This window comes from Flavobacterium sp. GCM10023249 (assembly GCF_042653365.1).
In the GTDB taxonomy this organism is placed as follows: domain Bacteria; phylum Bacteroidota; class Bacteroidia; order Flavobacteriales; family Flavobacteriaceae; genus Flavobacterium.
Window position 1 is genome coordinate 496,209 of sequence record NZ_JBHSHZ010000009.1, and the last position, 21,946, is coordinate 518,154.

At 35.9% G+C, this 21,946-nt stretch carries 25 protein-coding genes; 7 read left to right on the top strand and 18 right to left on the bottom strand.

The window, feature by feature from the left end:
* Positions 1–3 precede the first annotated feature (3 nt).
* Together ACFO7M_RS08945 and ACFO7M_RS08950 are read right to left on the bottom strand one after the other, a co-directional pair.
* Entirely contained in the window at positions 4–231 is a 228-nt protein-coding gene (locus ACFO7M_RS08945) for a hypothetical protein (protein ID WP_379714311.1), read from the bottom strand.
* 10 nt (positions 232–241) lie between these two features.
* The gene (locus ACFO7M_RS08950) at positions 242–1,615 is read right to left on the bottom strand and encodes an MATE family efflux transporter (protein ID WP_379714314.1); all 1,374 of its coding nucleotides are present in this window, start codon (positions 1,613–1,615) and stop codon (positions 242–244) included.
* A gap of 77 nt (positions 1,616–1,692) precedes the next feature.
* Between ACFO7M_RS08950 and ACFO7M_RS08955 the strand changes: the two genes are divergently transcribed.
* On the top strand, positions 1,693–2,166 hold the full coding sequence (locus tag ACFO7M_RS08955) for a hypothetical protein (protein WP_379714317.1): 474 nt from the start codon (positions 1,693–1,695) through the stop codon (positions 2,164–2,166).
* On the opposite strand, the gene ACFO7M_RS08960 is transcribed toward ACFO7M_RS08955, so the two are convergent.
* Together ACFO7M_RS08960 and ACFO7M_RS08965 are read right to left on the bottom strand one after the other, a co-directional pair.
* Positions 2,161–2,556 (bottom strand): hypothetical protein, encoded by a 396-nt coding sequence (locus ACFO7M_RS08960; RefSeq protein WP_379714320.1) that lies wholly within the window; start codon positions 2,554–2,556, stop codon positions 2,161–2,163. The genes ACFO7M_RS08955 and ACFO7M_RS08960 overlap by 6 nt on opposite strands.
* Positions 2,557–2,560: 4 nt before the next feature.
* Positions 2,561–3,433, bottom strand: a complete 873-nt coding sequence (locus ACFO7M_RS08965; protein ID WP_379714323.1) for a PPK2 family polyphosphate kinase — start codon at positions 3,431–3,433, stop codon at positions 2,561–2,563.
* 135 nt (positions 3,434–3,568) lie between these two features.
* On the opposite strand from ACFO7M_RS08965, the gene ACFO7M_RS08970 reads away from it, so the two are divergent.
* The 4 genes from ACFO7M_RS08970 to ACFO7M_RS08985 all read left to right on the top strand — a co-directional run bounded on the left by ACFO7M_RS08970 (position 3,569) and on the right by ACFO7M_RS08985 (position 8,117).
* Positions 3,569–4,384, top strand: coding sequence for a DUF6929 family protein (locus tag ACFO7M_RS08970; protein WP_379735213.1), 816 nt, complete (start codon positions 3,569–3,571; stop codon positions 4,382–4,384).
* A 100-nt stretch (positions 4,385–4,484) separates the two neighbouring features.
* On the top strand, positions 4,485–4,985 hold the full coding sequence (locus ACFO7M_RS08975) for an RNA polymerase sigma factor (RefSeq protein ID WP_379714328.1): 501 nt from the start codon (positions 4,485–4,487) through the stop codon (positions 4,983–4,985).
* A gap of 3 nt (positions 4,986–4,988) precedes the next feature.
* Positions 4,989–5,897 (top strand): hypothetical protein, encoded by a 909-nt coding sequence (locus ACFO7M_RS08980; protein ID WP_379735215.1) that lies wholly within the window; start codon positions 4,989–4,991, stop codon positions 5,895–5,897.
* Positions 5,898–5,996: 99 nt separating this feature from the next.
* The gene (locus tag ACFO7M_RS08985; RefSeq protein WP_379735217.1) at positions 5,997–8,117 is read left to right on the top strand and encodes a vWA domain-containing protein; all 2,121 of its coding nucleotides are present in this window, start codon (positions 5,997–5,999) and stop codon (positions 8,115–8,117) included.
* Positions 8,118–8,180: 63 nt separating this feature from the next.
* Here the strand turns inward: ACFO7M_RS08985 and ACFO7M_RS08990 are convergent, their stop codons facing one another.
* The 3 genes from ACFO7M_RS08990 to ACFO7M_RS09000 all read right to left on the bottom strand — a co-directional run bounded on the left by ACFO7M_RS08990 (position 8,181) and on the right by ACFO7M_RS09000 (position 12,012).
* Entirely contained in the window at positions 8,181–9,254 is a 1,074-nt protein-coding gene (locus ACFO7M_RS08990; protein ID WP_379735219.1) for a PAS domain-containing sensor histidine kinase, read from the bottom strand.
* Positions 9,255–9,438: 184 nt separating this feature from the next.
* Positions 9,439–11,073 carry an ABC-F family ATP-binding cassette domain-containing protein gene (locus ACFO7M_RS08995; protein ID WP_379714339.1) on the bottom strand — a complete coding sequence of 545 codons (1,635 nt, stop codon included), beginning with the start codon at positions 11,071–11,073 and terminating at the stop codon, positions 9,439–9,441.
* Positions 11,074–11,199: 126 nt separating this feature from the next.
* Positions 11,200–12,012, bottom strand: a complete 813-nt coding sequence (locus tag ACFO7M_RS09000) for an alpha/beta hydrolase (protein ID WP_379735221.1) — start codon at positions 12,010–12,012, stop codon at positions 11,200–11,202.
* A gap of 112 nt (positions 12,013–12,124) precedes the next feature.
* Here ACFO7M_RS09000 and ACFO7M_RS09005 point away from each other — a divergent pair, with 112 nt between their 5' ends.
* The gene (locus ACFO7M_RS09005; RefSeq protein ID WP_379735222.1) at positions 12,125–12,328 is read left to right on the top strand and encodes a hypothetical protein; all 204 of its coding nucleotides are present in this window, start codon (positions 12,125–12,127) and stop codon (positions 12,326–12,328) included.
* A gap of 35 nt (positions 12,329–12,363) precedes the next feature.
* Here the strand turns inward: ACFO7M_RS09005 and ACFO7M_RS09010 are convergent, their stop codons facing one another.
* The 9 genes from ACFO7M_RS09010 to ACFO7M_RS09050 all read right to left on the bottom strand — a co-directional run bounded on the left by ACFO7M_RS09010 (position 12,364) and on the right by ACFO7M_RS09050 (position 19,448).
* Complete coding sequence (locus tag ACFO7M_RS09010) at positions 12,364–12,585, bottom strand: putative signal transducing protein (protein WP_379735224.1); 222 nt, start codon at positions 12,583–12,585, stop codon at positions 12,364–12,366.
* A 1-nt stretch (position 12,586) separates the two neighbouring features.
* A complete protein-coding gene (locus tag ACFO7M_RS09015) occupies positions 12,587–13,219 on the bottom strand; it encodes a DEAD/DEAH box helicase (protein ID WP_379714351.1) in 633 nt (210 codons plus the stop codon).
* Between the two features lie 8 nt (positions 13,220–13,227).
* A complete protein-coding gene (locus tag ACFO7M_RS09020; RefSeq protein ID WP_379735225.1) occupies positions 13,228–14,391 on the bottom strand; it encodes a sigma-54-dependent transcriptional regulator in 1,164 nt (387 codons plus the stop codon).
* Entirely contained in the window at positions 14,369–14,803 is a 435-nt protein-coding gene (locus tag ACFO7M_RS09025; protein WP_379735227.1) for a hypothetical protein, read from the bottom strand. The genes ACFO7M_RS09020 and ACFO7M_RS09025 overlap by 23 nt, the downstream gene beginning before the upstream one ends.
* A gap of 4 nt (positions 14,804–14,807) precedes the next feature.
* The gene (locus ACFO7M_RS09030; RefSeq protein ID WP_379735229.1) at positions 14,808–15,236 is read right to left on the bottom strand and encodes a hypothetical protein; all 429 of its coding nucleotides are present in this window, start codon (positions 15,234–15,236) and stop codon (positions 14,808–14,810) included.
* A 96-nt stretch (positions 15,237–15,332) separates the two neighbouring features.
* Entirely contained in the window at positions 15,333–16,640 is a 1,308-nt protein-coding gene (locus ACFO7M_RS09035; protein ID WP_379714362.1) for an ABC transporter permease, read from the bottom strand.
* Complete coding sequence (locus ACFO7M_RS09040; RefSeq protein ID WP_379714366.1) at positions 16,640–17,563, bottom strand: ABC transporter ATP-binding protein; 924 nt, start codon at positions 17,561–17,563, stop codon at positions 16,640–16,642. Before ACFO7M_RS09040 ends, ACFO7M_RS09035 begins: the two co-directional genes overlap by 1 nt.
* A 144-nt stretch (positions 17,564–17,707) precedes the next feature.
* The gene (gene dnaJ / locus ACFO7M_RS09045; RefSeq protein WP_379714369.1) at positions 17,708–18,826 is read right to left on the bottom strand and encodes a molecular chaperone DnaJ; all 1,119 of its coding nucleotides are present in this window, start codon (positions 18,824–18,826) and stop codon (positions 17,708–17,710) included.
* An 85-nt stretch (positions 18,827–18,911) separates the two neighbouring features.
* Positions 18,912–19,448: a nucleotide exchange factor GrpE gene (locus tag ACFO7M_RS09050; RefSeq protein ID WP_379714372.1), complete on the bottom strand. Its 537-nt coding sequence runs from the start codon at positions 19,446–19,448 to the stop codon at positions 18,912–18,914.
* A 185-nt stretch (positions 19,449–19,633) separates the two neighbouring features.
* Between ACFO7M_RS09050 and ACFO7M_RS09055 the strand changes: the two genes are divergently transcribed.
* Entirely contained in the window at positions 19,634–20,290 is a 657-nt protein-coding gene (locus ACFO7M_RS09055; RefSeq protein WP_379735231.1) for a YceI family protein, read from the top strand.
* 20 nt (positions 20,291–20,310) lie between these two features.
* Here the strand turns inward: ACFO7M_RS09055 and ACFO7M_RS09060 are convergent, their stop codons facing one another.
* Together ACFO7M_RS09060 and ACFO7M_RS09065 are read right to left on the bottom strand one after the other, a co-directional pair.
* Positions 20,311–21,219 (bottom strand): TIGR01777 family oxidoreductase, encoded by a 909-nt coding sequence (locus ACFO7M_RS09060; protein ID WP_379735233.1) that lies wholly within the window; start codon positions 21,217–21,219, stop codon positions 20,311–20,313.
* Between the two features lie 82 nt (positions 21,220–21,301).
* A complete protein-coding gene (locus tag ACFO7M_RS09065) occupies positions 21,302–21,757 on the bottom strand; it encodes a DUF4442 domain-containing protein (protein ID WP_379714380.1) in 456 nt (151 codons plus the stop codon).
* Positions 21,758–21,946: the final 189 nt, after the last annotated feature.

Below are 21,946 nucleotides of genomic sequence, written 5' to 3' on the forward strand. Positions count from 1 at the left end.
TGATTATTCTTCATAACGTTCCATTTCGCGATCGTAGAATTCGCCGGCGATAGTAATCAAATGTTCCATTTCCGATTCCAATTCCTGTTCGTCTTCTTCGTCCAATTCCTCAAGAAATTCAACAGAGTCATCCTTTAGGTTGATTAAAAATCTTGGATATTCTAAATGAATGATGAAAATATCATCTGGAAAGTCAGAGTTATCGGCCAATACAAATTTTGGTAATTCCATAGTACAATTATTAATGATGAGTTATCAATTTTTTTGTTAGATTATTAAAGCGAAGATACAAAAACAAGGCGGCGGCAGTTAATCCTGATAATAAACCGATCCATACACCAATAGCTTTTAATTCGGTGAACAGCCCTAAATAGATTGAGATTGGAAACCCAATTACCCAATAGGCAACAAAAGTAATATACATTGGTACTTTTACGTCTTGCAATCCACGAAGTGCTCCTAAAACCACTACCTGAATCCCATCAGACAATTGAAAAACAGCCGCAATTAAAATCAGTCCCGATGCTATTGAAATCACTTCTGCACTATCACTCATGGTTTTTAGATTGTCTGAATTCACAAAAAATTCAGGTAAAACCGTATGAAACAGTACAAACAATAGTGCGAAAGTTCCTTGAACGATAATCGCCAAAAGGAAAATCGAACGTGCTACGATTTGTAACTTTCTAAAATCCTTAATTCCTTTCTGATTTCCCACTCGAACCATTCCCGCTACACTCAATCCCGAAACGAACATAAAAGTGAATGTTGCCAAAGTCAACGCAATCTGATTGGCTGCCTGACTTGTAGTTCCTATTCTTCCACACAGCCATATTGCTCCGGTAAACAAAGCAACTTCAAAAAACATTTGCATTGCAGAAGGCAATCCCAAACTTACAATTCGATTTGTCATTGTTTTTCCTATGGCTTTAAAACTAAAACCTTCAAAATACGGTTGAAATTTCTTTTTCGACTTCAAAGCAAAATGCATGTAGATTACCATCACAATTCGAGAAATTACAGTACCATAAGCGGCTCCTAACATCCCTAACTTAGGAAAAATCCAAACACCATAAATCAAAACTATATTTAAAAACAGGTGTACCACATTACAGAGTAAATTGGCCCACATTCCGTACTTTGTTTCACTCTTTCCATCAGCAAACTGCTTGTAACCTTGAAAAATCACTAATGGAATCAATGAAAAAGCAACCAAATCCAAGAAGGGTTTCGCCAATTCCACTACTTCCTCCCGTTGTCCCATCAAAACAATTAAAGGTTTAGCCAGATAAATCAGCCCAAAAAGTGTCAATCCCAGAATAGTACACAAAACCAATCCGTGATGAAAAACACTACGTCCTTTCACCAAACTATTTTCACCATCCGCTTCTGCAATTAAAGGCGTTATTGCCGTAGAAAAACCAATGCCCAATGATATTCCAATAAACACAAAACTATTGGCCAAAGAAACTGCTGCCAACTCTGTTGCACCCAATTTTCCTACCATCACATTGTCTACGATACTCACCAATGTATGTCCCAACATTCCTAAGATTACAGGATAGGCCAATTTGATATTTTCGGGGAATTCTTTGGTATATACAGACCACTTCATGGCATTTTTTTTGGCAAAAATACAATAATAAATAGCGAATACGAGTTTACTTAACAACCAATCTACAATAAATCATCATGAATTCTTTAAAAAACAATCTCTTTTTATTTGTCTTTCTACTCTGTTCAACAACCTTTTTTGCCCAAAAAAAAGCAGGTGACATGCGTTTGGGATATGGTTTCAGCGGTGGAATACCTTTTAATGATTACGGTGGAGCCGTTGGTGTCGATGGTAGATTTCAATACGACATCACTTTAAAAACTTCTCTATTAGGAACGGCAGGATACACACACTTTTTTAGCAATGAAATTCCGGATTTGGCCTACGCTCCGGTAAAAGTCGGTTTCAAATCACATATTGGCGATCAAGTGTATGTTTTGGGAGAAATCGGAGCGGCTTTCAGCACAACAGGCATGGGGATTTCCCCAGTCTGGAATCCTGGTATCGGTATTGCAACCAAACACATTGACATCAGTTTGCGTTACGAAAACCTCAATAAATTTGATACGGGACAATTTGCTTTACGCTTGGCTTATGGCTACAAGTTATGATACACTTTTTTCATTTCTGAAATAATCTAAAATCATAAAAGACATAATTACGGGTGGTAGTATGTGTAAATCCAAATGGATTAGACGAAGCATTCTCAAAAGTCCAATTCCAAAAACACACACCACCCAAGCCAATTTAAGATATTCCAATCGGTTTTTAATTGGTTTGTTCGTGAAGTATTTCACATAGAACAACAAAATCGCCAAAGAACTTAATATAAGTATTTCGTTAGCGTACACAAAATGGGTTATTTTAAAAACAACACCTATCGGATAAGCTAGTATAAAAAGTAAGGCTATTTTGAAATAGATGGTTTTGATGAAATTACCGTTTTGCAGAAAAAACAAAGCACCCGTAAAATTGAGTATCGACAAAATAGTTTCTAACATGATCTTACTCTAATTGTTTTTTGTATTCCGCAAAGTTGAGCTTTACTTTTTCATCCAAAGCAGGTTCTTTGATATCTGTGTATTTTTGCATCTCTTCCCAAATTATTCGTCCCACCATATAACGCGCCATTTCCTTGTCATCGGCTGGAATCACATACCACGGCGCATGAGGTTTAGAAGTTTTATTAATGGCTTCTTCGTAGTATTTCATATAATCGTCCCAACGCTCTCTTTCTTTCAGATCGCCTGGTGAAAATTTCCAATGGTGTTCTTCTTCTTCTAATCTTCGCAACAAACGTTTGCGTTGTTCTTCTTTACTCATATAAAAAAAGAACTTTAGCACTATCGTCCCATTTTGCGTAATATGTTTTTCAAAATTATTGATCTGTTCAAATCGGTTCTCCCAAAATTCGGGTGTAATATCTTCTACTTTTTCAATACCTGGCAAATTTTCATTTAGAATATATTCCGGATGCACACGTGTGACCAAAACATTCTCATAATGGGTTCGATTGAACACTGCAAACTTTCCTTTTTCGGGTAAAGCCAAATAATGACGCCATAAATAATCGTGCTCCAATTCGGTCGAATTCGGAGTTTTAAAACTATGCACTACAACTCCTCGCGGATTAAATTCTTTAAAAACCTCTCTAATCAGACTATCCTTTCCTGAAGTATCCATTCCCTGAAGGCAAATTAATACTCCATACCGATTGTGTGCATACATTACATCTTGCAATTCACTCAAAGGTTGCTGCACCTCATCCAGCATTTTCTCTTTTTCCTTGTCTTTTAAAGTCGTTTCGATTTCCGTTGGAAAATCTTGCAACTTGATTGCTTTAGTTATTTTAAAGTCTTCCGATTTGAATACTGCCATAAATTTTGAATTATATTTGTTCTTATTTGGAGCTATTTCCCGCTCTTCGCTATATCTTTTTGCTACACACCGCATTCGCTTTGTGTAGCAGAAAGGATACCGCTGCTATCGGGGCTAGGCCTATATTGTAAATTTATGGAAAAAATTCAACTTCTCGCATTTTTGACTATTCAAGGCATTGGTGCCGCATCAGGAATAGTATTTCACAACAATTCATTATTTATCGTCAGCGACAACTCAGGCTATTTATTCGAGCAAAGACTAGATGCTTCACCGCTTATCAAGCATACGTTAATTCATGACGCAACTGTCAATATCGAAAAAAAACGCAAACCCGACTTTGAAGCCATCACATTAAAAGACAATGAGCTTCATATTTTCGGATCGGGATCAACTTCCCAAAGAAATAGAATGCTAACATTTGATTTGAAAAATAATAAAGCAAAGGAAAATGATTTTTCGGTAACCTATAAAAAACTGAAAGAACAAGCAAATATTTCTGATGATGATCTGAACATTGAAGGAGCATTATACTTCAATGACTCTCTTCTTTTGTTTCAAAGAGGCAACGGTAGCAATGCACAAAATGGAATTTTCACAATTGATGCCGACCAAAACACAAAGTACCATCCTATCCCCTTACCTAAAATCAAACATGTAGAAACCAGTTTTACCGATGCCATTCTGTTTGAAAATAAAATTTATTTCCTAGCAGCAGCTGAAGATACATTATCAACCTATGAAGATGGTGAAGTTTTAGGTACTATCATGGGCATCATGAATCCTGAAACAATGGATATAGAGAAAACCATCCAATTGTCACCAACACACAAACTGGAGGGATTAACTGTATTGGAAAAACACGACGATCAAATAACGTTTCTACTTTGTGAAGACAACGATACCGAAGATTTGAATGCCACCATCTACAAATTGAAAATAAAATTGTAAAAAAAGTGATTGCTTCCCAACCTTTTGATAAAAACTGTTCTCTTTAGTAATAAAGACATTGATTGTGATAGACGAAAAATTAATACAAGCCTGTAAAAAAATGCATCGGGACGCCCAGCGTCAGGTGTATGAAATCTTGGCGCCTAAATTGTACCGGACTTGCAAACGGTACTTAAAAAAGGAAGAAGAAATTGAAGAAGTTTTGGCAGATGCCTTTTATACCATTTTTACAAAAATGGATCAATTAAAAGAAAATGGTGCCTTTGAAGCTTGGGCAAGAAAAATTACCGTAAACCATTGTTTGTACCAGTTGCGTAAAAACGTGAACTTTAATTTGTACCTGGAAGATACCAAGTTGCAAATTCAACCACAAACTGCTGCTGATAGTAAAATGGAAGAGGAAGATTTGTTAAAGCTACTCAATTTCATTCCCGAAGGCTGCAAAACAGTATTCAACTTGTTTGTAATTGAAGGTTACGGACATAAAGAAATTGCTGAAATGCTGAATATTTCTGAAGGAACATCAAAATCACAATTGAATGCAGCAAAAACCAAATTGAAAGATTTAATCAACAATTTGTATTATCAACAAGCGAAGTAAGTAATGGAAAATCAAGACAATAATTTATTCGACCAATTTAAAAAAGCAGCTGATAATTCAGAGTCGACGGACTTTCCCGGATTGGAAAAAGTCTGGTCCCGAGTGGATGCAAAATTGGACACTCAAATATATCAGCAGCAAAAAAATATCAATTCGGGATGGAAAAAATTTGCAGTTGCAGCATCAATAGTAGTCGGAACGGTTTTCGCCTATCAAGTGATTAAAAAAGAAAAAACAGCTCCTGCATTCGAAGACAATACAACACGACTGGAAACGCCTAAAAATAATACTTCCAAATCCGAGGTTGTCATTACTGAAGACTCAAATTTAATAGTGGAAAAAAAAGAAGCGGAAAAAATAATCGAAAAACAAATCCGATTAAGAACACAGGTTGCTACTAGCACCCACTCAGCAAATTGGTCGACGAATGACACCTTAATCTTAAGAGAACCGGCAAAAATAGTTTCCAATGAATCGGATAAAACCGAAAGAGAAAACGCCACAATGATGCGAGGAGAAGTCTATGATGCCATTGGAGTAAAACATATAAGAACGGAAGAAATCCCTGAAAAAAAACAGGAGCCAGAAAGCAAAAAAGTTACCCTTAAAAAAGCACCGCCATTAATCCTAATCGATGGAAAAGTTTCTAACAACGCAAGAGATATCCGTGAAGCCGAAACAGTAACGGAACTGGAAGAACCATTATACATCGTGAATGGGATTGAATACAGTGAGAAAGAAATGTTTGGTCCTAATCCAACCTCTCCCTACTACCCGCTCAACAAACAAAACATCGAATCAATCGTTGTTTATGAAGGTAAAGAAGCTATCGAAAAATTCGGCCTTAAAGGTTCAAAAGGAGTTGTGGTTGTGAAAACCAAAGATGGGAAGCCTGCAGTTCTGAAGAAATAAAATCCTCCCAACAACCTATTAAAAAATAAGCATGAAAAGTATCATTACTATTTCATCAGCCCTACCTATGCTTTACAACAACCTAAAAATTGAAACACCATGAAAACAGTAAAATCTATTATAGCAAGTTACGTATTACTTATTAGTTCGTTTGTATTCGCTCAAGAAAAAACCATTACAGGAATTGTATCGGATGCAACGGGGCCAATCCCAGGAGCTAATGTTGTGGTAAAAGGAACCAATCGTGGCACATCAACCTACTTTGATGGTAGTTATTCAATCAAAGCTAAAGAAGGGGAAAAACTAGTATTTAGTTTTATGGGAATGCAGGATGTGACAAAAACAGTAGGAGCATCAAACATTATCAATGCGGTATTACAAGATGACACTCAGCAGTTAAAAGAAGTCGTAGTTACTGTTGCTTCAGGAATTAAAAGAAGCCCACAAAGGCAATTGGCAGTCCCAAAGTCGGCAAACTATCACAATGCTTTAAACAATAAAGAACTCAATTTTATCGACCTATTGATTAAAAAACAAAAAGAAGCGTTAACAATCAGTGATGAACCTTTAATGTATCTGAATGGTAAAAAAACCAATCGTAGTACTATTGCCAATTTAGACACTAAATCCATAGCTGAAATTGAGATTGTTAACAATGATGATGCCATTCGATTTTTTGGAAAAAAAGGAAACAAAGGTATATTATTAGTTACCACTAAAGATCTTACTGAACCTGAATACCTATCCTCCGAAAAACTTCATGAAAAATTGGATGACAAGGAGGTAGACTATGACAGTATTGATTATTCATCGATTCTGGAAGACTATTCACCCTTTTCGGAAAATGAATTCGAAAGTCCGAAACAATCGCCACTTTCAACTTTTTCGATTGATGTAGACAATGCTTCTTATACCAATGTGAGACGCTTTCTAAACAATGGCATGCAAGTTCCGAAAGATGCAGTGCGTATAGAGGAAATGATGAACTTTTTCAAGTATCAATATCCAAAACCAACAGACAAACATCCGTTTTCAATCGATACTGAATACAGTGATTGTCCTTGGAATCCTGGAAATAAATTAGTTCGCATCGGTTTACAAGGCAGGAACATTCCTGTGGGTAATTTACCACATTCTAATTTCGTGTTCTTAATTGATGTCTCGGGTTCAATGAATCAAGACAACAAATTACCTTTATTGATTGCCTCTTTGAAAATACTTGTAAAAGAATTGCGTCCAAAAGACAAAGTGTCTATTGTAGTGTATGCGGGTGCTGCCGGATTGGTTTTGCCTCCTACAAATGGCGATCAAAAACAAACCATCATCGAGGCTTTAGACAAGTTACATGCAGGCGGAAGTACAGCTGGTGGTGCAGGAATACAATTGGCCTACAAAATAGCTCAAGAAAACTTTATCGAAAATGGCAATAATCGAGTAATTCTTGCTACTGACGGCGACTTCAACGTGGGTGCTTCCTCAGATAATGACATGGAACGATTAATTGAAGAAAAAAGGGAATCGGGGGTATTTTTAACTTGTTTAGGCTATGGGATGAACAATTACAAAGACAGTAAAATGGAGATTCTAGCAGATAAAGGCAATGGTAACTATGCTTACATAGATACTATTCAGGAGGCCAATCGATTTTTGGGTAAAGAATTCAAAGGTTCGATGTTTGCTATAGCCAAAGACGTGAAGATACAGATTGAATTCAATCCGAAGCATGTACAATCCTACCGTTTAATTGGATATGAAAACAGAAAACTACGTCCTGAAGATTTTACCAACGATGCCATTGATGCTGGAGAACTAGGGAGCGGACATACCGTTACGGCTTTGTACGAGATTATTCCATCAGGCGTAAAAAGTGATTTTTTCAATGAACCTGCCGACTTAAAATACACCAAAACCAAAATACAAGAAAGCAATGCTGACGAATTAGCCACTATTAAATTTCGATATAAAAAACCAGATGGGAACAAAAGCATCGAAATGATGCATACCATCGAAAATAAAACAGAAACTGTGCAAAACGCATCGGAAGATTTCAAATTTGCTACAGCAGTAGCTTGGTTTGGGTTAAAACTGAGAGATTCAAAACTAATCCAAAACAAATCTCTTGAAGACATACAACAATTAGCAAAACAAGGCTTAACATACGATCCGGAAGGATATAAAGCCGAATTCATACGTTTAACTGAAAATACGTTAGTACAATAAAGTTCGTAATGTAGTTTATTTTGTTTGGTTGCGAAACCCTGAGTAGTACTCGGGGTTTCCTTTTTAAAACAACACCTTAACTTTAGTTCCTTTACCTGGCGCACTTTCAAAATCAATCGAACAATCAATCATATTCGCAAAGCGTTTCACCAATTGCAATCCCATGCCGATTCCTTTTTCATTTTCGGTACCATTAGTCGACACATAAGTATTGCTTTTGATACTGTTTATCTTTTCCGCAGACATTCCTATACCGGAATCTTGCACAATCAAAACGTTGTCCTGATGATAAAACGAAATCGTTCCGTATTCCGGGGTAAACTTAATGGCATTCGAAAGTAAATTTCGAAGGATTACCGTCATGATTTCCTTATCACAATCTTTGGTATGAAAATGATCCAATTTGACTTCAACCCTAATGTTCTTATTCTGAATCATGCTACTGTAAAATTCAATGATTCCTTTGGTTAGGATTGAATAGTCTATCGCAATAGGCTGCACTGCAACCGTATTGAAATTCAATTTCGTCCAATTTAAAATTGTTTCAATCATTTCGAGAAGCAGTGTAGATTCCTGATAGATCATCTTCACCATTTCCTTAAACTCCTCGTTGCTAATTTCGTTTTCCGCCGCTAAAGAGGAAATCGAAGATAAATTAGCAATTGGATTTCTCAAATCATGACCTAAAATGGACAACATTCGTTCATTGTTCCGATTGATTTGTGCTAATTTGTCTTGTAAAACAACCTCGTTATTAATATCTACAAAAGCAAGAACGAAAAAATTATCAAAAAAGAAGGTTTTAATTTCGTACCATTTTTCTTCTTTATTTTTAGGTTTCAGTCGGGCTTTGATTTTAATTACCTTTTCGTTTTTAAGAGAAGCCTCCTGAAGTTTTTCATTCCATGCCAGTCTGATTTCATTTCTGTATTTTTCTTCCGGGTACAAGAGTTCGTACCAGGTATCTACATCGGGTATCTCCTGAACAGTATAACCAAATTCCTGAATCAAGTTCTCATTAAAAAACAAACTTTCGAAACTCGTATCGTGAGTTTCAATTTCTGTAATGATAAACGGATAAGGTAATAAATTGGCGACTTTAATTACATCTTCTTTTGAATTAAAAAGAGACTCCATAACTATTTTTCATTAACTCCATTTTAAAATTAGTGATAATTCCTATAAAAGAAAAAGAATCAAGTCACGATACCCAACTTCAACGACCAAAAGCAATTTCATAGGCTTATCCCTACAAAATCAGCTCATAAAAAAAGGGATAGAATGTACATCCTATCCCTAATCATTTGTATTCCGTTTGTTATTATTTTTCAATTTCTTTCAAACTCTCCATTTTCTTGTGTGCCAAGAAACCTTTAATATCTTCAAAATGTTCTCTTACTCGTTTGTGTCCGAACTCGAAAACTTTTTCGGCCAAACCATCCAAGAAGTCACGGTCGTGAGAAACCAAAATCAAAGTTCCGTCAAAATCTTTCAGGGCATCCTTAATGATATCTTTGGTTTTCATGTCCAAGTGATTCGTTGGCTCATCGAGAATCAAAACATTCACCGGCTCCAATAATAATTTGATCATAGCCAGACGGGTTTTTTCACCACCGGAAAGTACTTTTACTTTCTTTTGAATATCATCACCTTTAAACATGAAAGCACCTAAAATATTTTTTATTTGCGTACGGATGTCACCTTCGGCAATGCGATCGATGGTTTCGAAAATCGTGGCTTCACCATCTAACAAAGCGGCTTGATTTTGGGCAAAGTAACCAATTTGAGAGTTATGACCTATTTCCAACTTACCACTATCAAAACCGATTTCTTTCATGATCGCTTTGATCATGGTTGATTTACCTTCACCGTTTTTTCCAACGAAAGCTACTTTTTGTCCACGTTCGATTACCAAATTCGCTTTTTGAAATACTACATGGTCGCCGTATGATTTTGATAGTTCTTCCACTACAACAGGATATTGACCTGAGCGCGGAGATGGAGGGAATTTCAGTTTCAAAGCAGAAGTATCAATCTCATCCACTTCGATAGGTACAATTTTTTCCAACATACGCACACGGGACTGAACTTGTTCCGTTTTAGAGAACGTTCCTCTGAAACGCTCAATAAATGCTTGGTTATCAGCTATAAATTTCTGTTGTTCGTCGTAGGCTTTCTGTTGGTGTATTCTTCTGTCTTTACGCAATTCCAAATAATCCGAATATTTAGCTTTGTAATCGTATATACGTCCCATTGTCACTTCAATAGTACGATTGGTAATATTATCAACGAAAGCACGGTCGTGGGAGATTACCATAACCGCTTTGGCTTGCGTTACCAAAAACTCTTCCAGCCATTGAATACTTTCCATATCCAAGTGGTTGGTAGGCTCATCCAACAAGATCAAATCTGGTTTTTTCAATAAGATTTTAGCCAATTCGATTCGCATTCTCCAACCTCCGGAAAATTCAGAAGTTTTACGATTAAAATCTTCTCTTTCGAAACCCAATCCTTTGAGTACTTTTTCAACTTCGGCTTCGTAATTTACTTCTTCAATCGAATAGAATTTCTCAGAAAGTTCAGAAACGCGTTCAATTAATTTCATGTACGCATCACTTTCGTAATCGGTACGGATGGTTAATTGTTCGTTGATTTCATCGATTTCTGCTTTCATTCCCAGAACAGCGGCAAAGGCTTTAGAGGCCTCTTCCATTACCGTCGAATCATCATTTAACAGCAAATGCTGTGGCAAATAGGCGATTACAGCATCACTAGGCGCAGAAATTCCACCACGAGAAGGTTTATTTTCACCTGCAACAATTTTCAACAAAGTCGATTTTCCGGCTCCGTTTTTACCCATAAGGGCGATTTTATCATTTTCATTAATGGCGAAAGTGACCTCACTAAAAAGTGTTGTTCCGCCAAACTCAACGGCGATATCATTTACTGTAATCATTATTCAAGACTGTTAGATGGTTAGCTTATCAGATTATTGAATGATCTGACAAGCTAAATTTTGAAGGTGCAAAGATAAATTTATTTAGTAAATAGTGCTAGTCCTTAGTCCTTAGTTTTTCAGTACTTACTGATTAGTGGTTAGCACTAGTTTTTTTAGTTCTTCCTGATAGGTTGAATTGTCGTTCATGCCGAGGTGTCCTTGGTTTTCGAGTAAAAAGAGCTGATCCGATTTCTTCAAATACCGTTTTAACTTTTCGGAATCAGAAGCCGGAATCATTTGATCATCAATACCATGAAAGATGGTGATTTGCGATTTCGTGTTACGGATATACTGATCAGTGGCAAAATCGAACTTTTTAAGAAAATCAGGAAAGAAAGGGACTTTTCCTCGGGTTAATTCCAGAAAATTATAATACGGTGCCAGTAAAATCAATTGGTTTGGTTGGTATTTTGAAGCCAGATAAGCGGCAGGACCAGTCCCGATAGAATACCCAATCACCATCACGTTATCATACCCTTTACTTAACTTTTCATACACTTTACTGACATCGTTAACAACCTGATTACTGTTTTCGACGGCCCCATCACTTTTTCCGAAACCGCGATAATCCATGATAAAGAAATCATATCCCAGATTTGTATACTGATTTGCGATATTGCCCCAGGTATTTAAAGCACCGGCATTACCGTGCAGATAAAAAACCAATCCCTTTGGAGCATTTGCTTTGAACAACAAGCCATGGATATTCGTATTTGTCTCAACAAGTGTATTGATTTCCGAATAATTGCCATCAAAGTCAAAAGCATAGTCCTTTTCGAGTTTATAAAACTTAAAAACCATTTCTTCCTGATTGCAATAGATATAGGAAACATACAACAAATACAATCCACCGAACAAAACGGTCAAAGACACAAGAATAAAACGAATTAATTTCATTAGTAATTTTTAAAATATAAGAATAGTATTAGCTGTACAATAAGTACTATTGACTCCACAATAAAATATATTGACTCCACAATAGACAGCTGAGGCTTCACAAGCAGCAGTATTGACTCCACAAGCAGCAATATTGACTCCACAAGCGACAACTGAGGCTTCACAAGCAGCAATGTTGACTCTACAAGCAACAACAGAGGCTCCACAAGCAGCAATGTTGACTCCACAAGCGACAATAGAGGCTCCACAAGCAGCAATCTTAATTTCAACCCAATTTAATAAAAAAAGCTACCTTAAAGTAGCTTCTGAGAATTGAATTTATTTTATTATAAATTGAAAAGTCGTTACCGTTTAGCAGATTCTCAGGTTTAAATCACTTGCAATTTCTTTCGCTGTGCTGGCATCGGATGATGCAACATAGACATCGACGGTTTGATTAAAGATTCCAAAACCGGCAGAAATGGCAGACTGCACATTGTTTTTAGTCCAGCTTGCTATTCCTACATCCTGAAGTTTAACTTGTAAAGCCTGAGCCAAAATTTCGCTACCCGAATAAATTTTAATAGAGTCCATTTTATTCTTCGTCTTCTTCGTAATCCTCTACTCCGAAAAGGAAGGGATCCAACATGATCTTATCTGCTAGCACTTCTACTCTTTCTGTTAATTCATTAGAAAAGAAAAGGCGTTGGGTTTTTTCAACACTCATGGACAACCGTTGAATTGTTGGTTCGTGACGTAGTTTAAAAATTTCATTGGCATCGTCAACCACAAAAATCTTTACTGTATTCATATTAAAACCAGCTGAAGAAAACATTGCATTGATTTTGATTGGAGTTCCAATTAGCACATCCATTCCGGCTGAAATGATATTCTTTTCTTCATCGATATCGGTTTTATCGTTTACACCGATCACTCTCAGGTTGGTATATTTGCCGAATTTTTCGAATAGTTCCACCATTTCCAACACGGCTTCTTTGTCTTTCACTATTACCAGTCCACGTGTGGATTCACCTTGCGCTTTTTCCAGCTTTTGAATCACCGTATAAGCAATAGTTGTTGATTTGCCTTCGCCTTCCGGCATAATAACAACAGCATCGGCTCCACTTTTCAGTGTGCTCCAGCAATCGGCTTGTACTTCAGTTGGTTCAGTTATACCATATTCTACAAGCGCCTGTTGTAAATTGGTGTTTATTTTTTTCAATTGCATAATATCATTTATTTCGAAGCAAACAACTTCACATCATTTTCAGAAATTTCATTACCACCAAGAATAATCAAACGTTCCACCACGTTTCTTAGCTCGCGAATATTTCCTGTCCAATCGTATTCCTGCAATAATTTAATCGCTGTTTTCGCAAATGTTTTTTTGGCACTTCCTTGTTCATCTGCAATTTTAGCTGCGAAATGTTCTATCAAAGCAGGAATATCTTCTCTCCTATCGTTTAGAGCAGGAACTTTAACCAGAATTACAGCTAAACGATGGTACAAATCCTCGCGGAAGCGTCCTTCTTCGATTTCCTTTTTTAGATCTTTATTGGTAGCTGCCACTACACGAACATTCACTTTTATATCTTTATCAGCACCCACGCGTTGGATTAGATTTTCTTGTAAAGCTCTTAGCACTTTAGCCTGAGCGGGAAGACTCATGTCGCCAATTTCATCCAAGAAAATAGTTCCTCCGTCGGCTGCTTCAAATTTTCCGGCGCGGTCTTTCACTGCAGAAGTAAAAGCACCTTTCATATGTCCGAACAATTCACTTTCGATCAATTCAGAAGGAATGGCGGCACAGTTTACTTCAATGATTGGCGCATTGCATCGTTGACTTTTCTGATGGATTTGATGCGCAACCAATTCTTTACCCGTACCATTCGGCCCTGTAATTAATACCCTTGCTTCCGTTGGTGCTACTTTATCAATCATATCTTTAATGTGATTGATTGCGTCACTTTCACCGATCATTTCATAGTTTTTCGAAACCTTCTTTTTCAGAATTTTATTTTCGACAACTAACTTTTTACGATCTAAAGCATTTCGAACCGTATTCAATAAACGATTCAAATCGGGTGGTTTAGAGATATAATCGAAAGCGCCCAAACGCATGGTATTCACTGCTGTTTCCAAATCACCATGACCGGAAATCATAACCATTGGTATTTCAGGTTTGATTTTCTTTATGGCCTCCAACACCTCAACGCCATCCATTTTAGGCATTTTGATATCACAAAGCACCAGATCGTAGTCTTCATTTTTGACTTTTTCAAGTCCTTGCACACCATCTTCAGCTTCCTCTACTTTATAAGTATCGTTTTCCTCTGAAAGGATTTTTACCAAAACCCTACGGATGGCCGCTTCATCTTCAATGATTAGTATTTTCGACATTGTTTTTCTTTTTTACTGCAATTCCACTATAAGTTATAGCACTGTATTTTTCTAAAGGTTCTTTATCAAACAAAAATCCGGAATCCCTAATCACGTAATTTTTCTTTATTCCGATGATTGCATCACAGCATTTACTTTTGGACAATGCTTTCAATTTATTGATGACATCCAGATCATTATGATAGTCACTACCCTGTACTTCAATCAATCCAATTTTTTCGTATTCAAAATTAATGGGTTCAGATTCGAAATACAAACTAACCTCCATATCGGTCTTTTCACAGTTTTCAACAGTATTTTGAGAAGCTCCTGCGGGATTATTTCTCAAATCTGTAAATATATCTCTGGAAGACAATCCAACACAAGAGGTTAAACTAATTACTAACGACAATGCTGCAACTTTTTTAATCATAATTTTAATTTACTGTATTTTTTCGTTTTACTGCGATTCCGGTAAAGGTACTTACGGTATAGTCATATCTGTCTTTAGACTCAGGAATAAACAACAATCCGGCATTAGTTGTGGTTTTCCCTTTTCTAATACCAATTATTGCATCGCAACATTTACTTTTTGCTGTCAATTTCAATTCTTTCAGTACATCCTCATCAGTTGAAGAAGTTCCTCCTTCGGCTTCAATCAAACCAATTCGTTCATATTCAAAATTTATGGGTTCGCCATCGAACAACAAAGTCACTTCCGTTTCTGATTTCAAACAGTTTTCTTCTTCCAATTTAGTCATTTGCACTTTTTTATCGCTCAAATCTGTAAAAGTAGCAGATGACCAATAACCCACACATGAAGTTAAACAAAATACCAGAGAAAGTGGAACTATTTTTTTAATCATAAATTCATTTTTTTTCGGCTATAAAGATAAAAAGACAAAAGGACTTAAAGACAAAAATCTTTAAATCCTTTACGCCTTACTATACTATAGATATCCTTAATATTTTAACCATTTGTAGAGTTCTTTCCAAGTTGGTTTTTTTCCATACATCAAAATTCCAACTCGGTAAATTTTAGATGCGAACCACACTACAGCAAAAAATGTACCAAAAAGCAACACAATTGACAAAATCAATTGCCAAACTGGGACTCCAAAAGGAACACGCATCAGCATTACAATTGGTGAAGTCAACGGAATCATTGAAAAAACCGTAGCCACCGTTCCGTGTGGATCATTAATTACAGTAAAGAAACCAACATAAACCCCAAGCATCAAAGGCATAATGATAGGCAATAAAAATTGTTGGGAATCTGTTTCAGAATCGACAGCAGCTCCAATAGCTGCATACAATGAACTGTATAGAAAATACCCTCCTGTGAAATAAATCAGAAAGAAAATTACCGTACTTAAAACAGGTATTTCATTATAATACAATTTTGCATTGGCTATAAAATTGGCTATAAAATTCTCATTGCCTTGCATTTTACTCATAACTTCAGCAGTTGCATGCGTATTGACGTCTGGTCCGAAAAAGGCAGATGCCCCAAAGAACAAAACCAAAGCCAATACCACCCAAATCATAAACTGTAGAATTCCAGCTAACGAATTTCCAATGATTTTTCCCATCATCAGATGAAATGGTTTCACTGAAGAGATAATTACCTCGATAATTCTGGATGTTTTTTCTTCTATCACACTTCGCATTACAAAATTACCATAGATAATAATAAACATCATGATAAGATAACCAAAGGCACCTCCGAAAATTACCTTAGTAATATTAAGGTATTTCAATCCTTCTTCCCCGGAAAACTTAGTAATATGCAAATCCGAATCCACTTTCGCATCTTCAATTTTTTTAGCATCAAAACCAAGTGATTTCAAATTGTTTTTCGTTAGTTGATTATCAATTATCTTTTCAATACCGGCAACAAACTCCAAGCTTGGACTGTCATCAGAAATGTATTCAACTTTTGTTTTCAGTTCATTGGTATCGCTAACTTTAGGTACATAAATAAGTCCTTCATAACCTTTTTCAGCAGTATCTTTCGCCAATTTCAATGGCATTTTCGATAAGTCTACATATTTGATTTCTTTGGTATTTTTAAAATCGGTTTTCAAAATACCTGCCTCATCATGAATGGCAACTTTAGTCACTTCATCTTTACTCATCTTGGCCAAATAACCTATAAAGAAAGACAAGCCAACCATTAACAACGGACTTAAAAAAGTCATAACAATAAATGATTTATTACGCACTTTGGCAATAAATTCCCTTTTGATAATTAATGCTAAAACTCCCATTATTTTTGACTTACGGTTTGAATAAAAATATCGTTTACACTTGGTATATTTTCTGTAAAATGCGTTACTTGACCATTTTTCATCAGTACTTCCAACAATTCATTTTGAGTTCGTGTACCCAAATCGATTTCTAATTTCAAATCCTCATTCAAAGATTTAAAAGTAGTTTGACCGACAGTGAATTTCTGAGTCAAATCGTACATCAAGCCTTCCACATTCGCAGAAACAATGCCCACTTGGAATTTATTAGTACGGTATTGTTTTTTAACATCACTCAGCTTTCCTTCGATCAATTTATTGGATTTGTGAATCAGAGCAATATAATCACACATTTCTTCTACACTTTCCATACGGTGCGTGGAAAAAATAATTGATGTTCCTTTTTTATTCAATTCGATGATTTCGTCTTTGATCAAATTCGCGTTAACCGGGTCAAAACCTGAAAAAGGCTCATCTAGAATTAACAATTTTGGTTGATGTAAAATAGTTACAATAAATTGAATCTTTTGCGCCATTCCTTTAGAAAGCTCTTGAATTTTCTTGTTCCACCATCCTTCAATTTCAAATTTCTCAAACCAATACTTTAATTGTTTTTTAGCTAGATCGTATGGCATCCCTTTCAATTGCGCCAAATATAGTGCCTGTTCCCCTACCTTCATGGTTTTGTACAACCCTCTTTCTTCCGGCATATAACCGATATATTGCACATGGTTAGGCGCCAATTTTTCACCATCCAAATAAACTTCGCCTGAATCTGGCATCGTAATTTGATTAATGATACGTATTAATGATGTCTTTCCAGCTCCGTTTGGACCTAACAACCCATAAATACTACCTTGTGGCACTTGTAATGAAATTGAATTCAATGCGGTATAATCGCCGTATTGCTTCACTACGTTTTTTACTTCAAGAATATTACTCATTGTAAAAGTTTGATTTTATTTGGTCGGTTGGGCAATAGCCCTTATTTGTAAATGTACTGAATTAGATGCGCTAGTAGTCTTTTTGTTACAAAAAATCCCAACATTTTATAGTTGGGATTGCATTTATTACTGTATTGTAATCATTTATGAAAACATATCTTTTACTTTTTCAAAAAAAGACTTTTCTGATTTTTCTGGTTTCGGCGCAAAATTGGCATCCTCTAGATTACTCTCAAAAAATTTCTTTTGCTCTTTAGAAAGGTTTTTCGGTGTCCATACATTAATATGTACTAACAAATCTCCACTTCCATAACTGTTCAGACTTGGAATTCCTTTCCCTTTCAGGCGAAGAATTTTTCCGGATTGAATTCCTTCTTCCAATTTAATTCTCACTTTACCATTAATTGCGTCGATATCTTTTGAAACACCTAAAACTGCTTCAGGATAACTGATGTACAAATCATAGTGAAGATTTTCACCTTCGCGCTTCAGGAATTCATGTTCAACTTCTTCAATAGCCACAATCAAATCACCTGCAATTCCGTTGCCTGGTGCATCATTTCCTTTACCGGAAACTTTCAACTGCATCCCATCTACAACTCCAGCTGGAATTTTGATTGAAACCGTTTCGTCTTCCATAATCATTCCTTGCGCATCTGCATTATTCGGTTTCGAATCTATAGTTTGACCCGAACCTCCACACACATGACAAGGTGAAGCCGTTTGCATTCTTCCTAAAATGGTATTCGTAACACGAACCACTTGTCCAGAACCATTACAAGTACCACACGTTTTATAAGAAACACCCGGAGCTTGTATTTTACGTTTCACTTTAACTTTTTTCTCTACACCATTTGCAATTTCATCCAAAGTTAATTTCACTTTGATACGCAAATTACTTCCTTTGGCACGACGTTGGCCTCCGCCTCCACCGAAACCTCCGAAACCTCCTCCAAAAGCACTTCCGAAGATATCACCGAACTGACTAAATATATCATCCATGTTCATATGATGACCACCGCCAAATCCTCCAGCACCGTCAAATGCAGCATGACCGTACTGATCATATCGAGCACGTTTATTAGCGTCACTTAATATTTCATAGGCTTCAGCAGCTTCTTTGAATTTTTCTTCTGCAGCTTTATCACCTGGGTTTTTATCAGGATGGAATTCAATAGCTTTTTTACGATAGCCTTTTTTAATTTCAGCTTCCGAAGCTCCTTTACTAACACCTAATATTTCGTAATAATCTTTCTTGCTCATAATTTCTTAAATTCCAAAATCCAATTTCAAAATTCCAAATCCTTGTTTTACCTATTTGGAATTCAGCCTTTGGCATTTGTTATTCTTAGTTTCCTATAACTACTTTAGGGAAACGGATGATTTTATCTCCTAACTTATATCCTTTTTCCACCACGTCAACGATTTTTCCTTTCAAATCGTCTCCGGCTGGAATTTGCGTAATAGCCTCTGCAAAATCGGCATTAAACACGTCACCAGTTGCAATTTCAACTTGCTCCAAACCTTTAGAAATCAATGTTGACTTTAATTTCTCCTGAATTAACTCGACTCCTTTTACCAAAGCTTCATCTTCTGATTTTGAAATCTGAGCCCAAGCTCTGTCAAAATCATCTAAAACTGGCAACATAGCCTGCAAAACCTCTTGACCAGCAGTCTTGAATAACTCTATTCGTTCTTTAGAAGTTCGTTTTTTATAATTTTCAAATTCGGCAAACAAACGCAAAAATTTATCTTTTTCAGCAGCCAATTCTTCTTGCAACTTTTCTTCAGCCGTCATTTCCGGATCTGTAATCCCTTGATTTTCTGAAACATTTTCATTTTCTAATGCATCTTTTTCGATGTTTTCAGTTCCCTCTTGGTTCATATCTATGTTTATTTTTTATACAATTATTTCTGTTTCATTTGATTGCAAAAGTACTGCCAAAGCTTATAAAATGCCAAATTGTCATTACTATTTTTATCAAATTCTTGTGAAGACCAAATTTCTTAACTAATTTAGTAACAATAAAACATACGGTTTTACACTCTAAACTTCTAAAAAACATGACTATGAAAAAAATTGTTTTAAGCCTGATTTTAACCACGGTATTTGCTTTGGTTTCCTGTAAAAAAGAAAAAACCGAAGAAAGTACCCCGCTTCAAAATGAAACTGCAGTAGATGGAACTAAATATACTGTTGATGTAAAACAATCCATTGTGAACTGGGCTGGTTCAAAACCAACAGGAAAACACATGGGTGTAATACAATTCAAAGAAGGATTTGTAAACATAAAAGACAGTGCAATTGTAGATGGTAGATTTTTCATAAACATGAACACTATAACAGTAACCGACTTAAAACCCGGAGATGGAAAAGAAGACTTGGAAAATCATTTGAAAGGAACGGCAGAAAAAGATAAAAAAGATCATTTTTTTAATGTCAATAAATATCCGACCTCCGATTTAAAGATTGTCAAAATTGAAGAAAAATATGGTAAAACAATCATTTATGGAAACCTTTCCATCAAAGGGGTTACCAAAGCAGTGAACTTTCCGGCCGAAGTAAACATTACTGACAAAGAAGTAACTATAAAAAGCGACACATTGGCTTTGAACAGAACGTATTTTAATGTAAACTATGCTTCAAAATCATTATTTGCCGATTTAAAAGACAAATTCATTGACGATGAAATCAGAATACAAGTTAACGTAAAAGCAACTAAATAAAAGAAGCGCCTTAGGGCGCTTTATTTTTGCAATAAATTTTTAACTGCGACATCTATATTTTCAAACTGAAAATCATAACCTGCCTCTTGGATTTTCTGACAACTGACGTTTTGACTTTCGATTAATAATGTATGCATTTCTCCTAAAATCAAACGCAAAATAAATTTTGGTACATTAGGAAGGAAAATGGGCACATCCAAAACTTGTGATATACTTTTAATTAATTGCGCATTGGAAACCGGATTGGGAGCTACTGCATTGTAAACCCCTGTCAAATTATTCTCTAAAGCAAACAAAAAGATTTCCGCCAAATCTTTACTATGAATCCATGACTGCCACTGCTTACCAGAACCAAAGGCAGCACCAAATCCCATTCGAACCGGTTTAGCCATTTTCGGCAAAGCTCCACCATCTGAAGACAAAACCAAGCCAATTCTTAACTTACACACTTCAATCCCCAAACGTTCCATTTGAGTAGCTGCTTCTTCCCATTTCACTACAACATTGGACAAGAACGAATTGTTAAAATTCGTAAAATCTTCTGTGTAAACAGTTTTTTCATCACTTGGATAAACCCCAATTGCTGATGCAGTTATAAAATTTCGTACTTGATTTGGATTATTTTTAAGTGCGCTATATAATAGATTAATAGCGTTGGTTCGACTTTCGACAATATCTTCTTTATATTTCGATGTCCAACGTTCTGAAATACTCGAACCAGCCAAATTGATTATGGATTCAACATCAATAAAACAACTTTCATCAATGATTCCTTCCGCCGGATTCCAGTAAAACCCTTGGTAATTCGGTTGATGTTGAATTTTATTTTGAGAAGTGGTCAAATAGTTCACCTTCATGCCATTTTTCAATAGCAATTCGGTAATTTCTTTACCTAATAATCCCGTCGCTCCTGTAATTAAAACCCGCATGTATGAATTTTATTTCAAAATTACGACAGGAAATTCTTAAGTAAATATTAATTGTAAGGAATTTAACTTTTCCTACAAACAATTATCGTTTCACACGGATAGTCCATTCAAACTCAAGTACAGATACCTGGTCGCCTTTCTCATCAATACCGGTCGATTTCATCCAAAAAGTCTGTCCCTCGCCTGTAGCTAAAGTTTTTTCAATGGCATCAGTAATTAAATGTCCGTCATTACAAGTAAACGTGATTCTGCCCGTAGCCTTTTTAGTAAAAGTAGCTTTATTGTTGGCTACCAGCATGGATATGTTCTTCCCGCTTTTCTTGATATGAAGCATTACCAATGCACCCGTAGATAGCTCGGCCGCCATGGCTTGTACCGCAAAATACATCGAATTGAACGGATTTTGATTGAACCAGCGGTGTTTTACAGATACTACACATTGGTTTTCATTAATTACTTTAGTTCTAACGCCACACCAAAATGCAGAAGGTAGCTTAAAAAAAAGAAAAGTATTCAGTTTTGAGGGTGTAAACTCCATAACGCTATATTTTTCGCTAATCTACAAAAAAATAGTATGCGCGCCTAATATTTTCATTTGTTAATATTTTGTTAAATTCCACTACTTTGTTTTGCATAATACCTTTTTTTAGACTTATCTTTGTATAAGAAATTAATAGCCTAAAGAAAGTATTATTAAGTTTTAATCATCAATCAAATCAAAATTAAT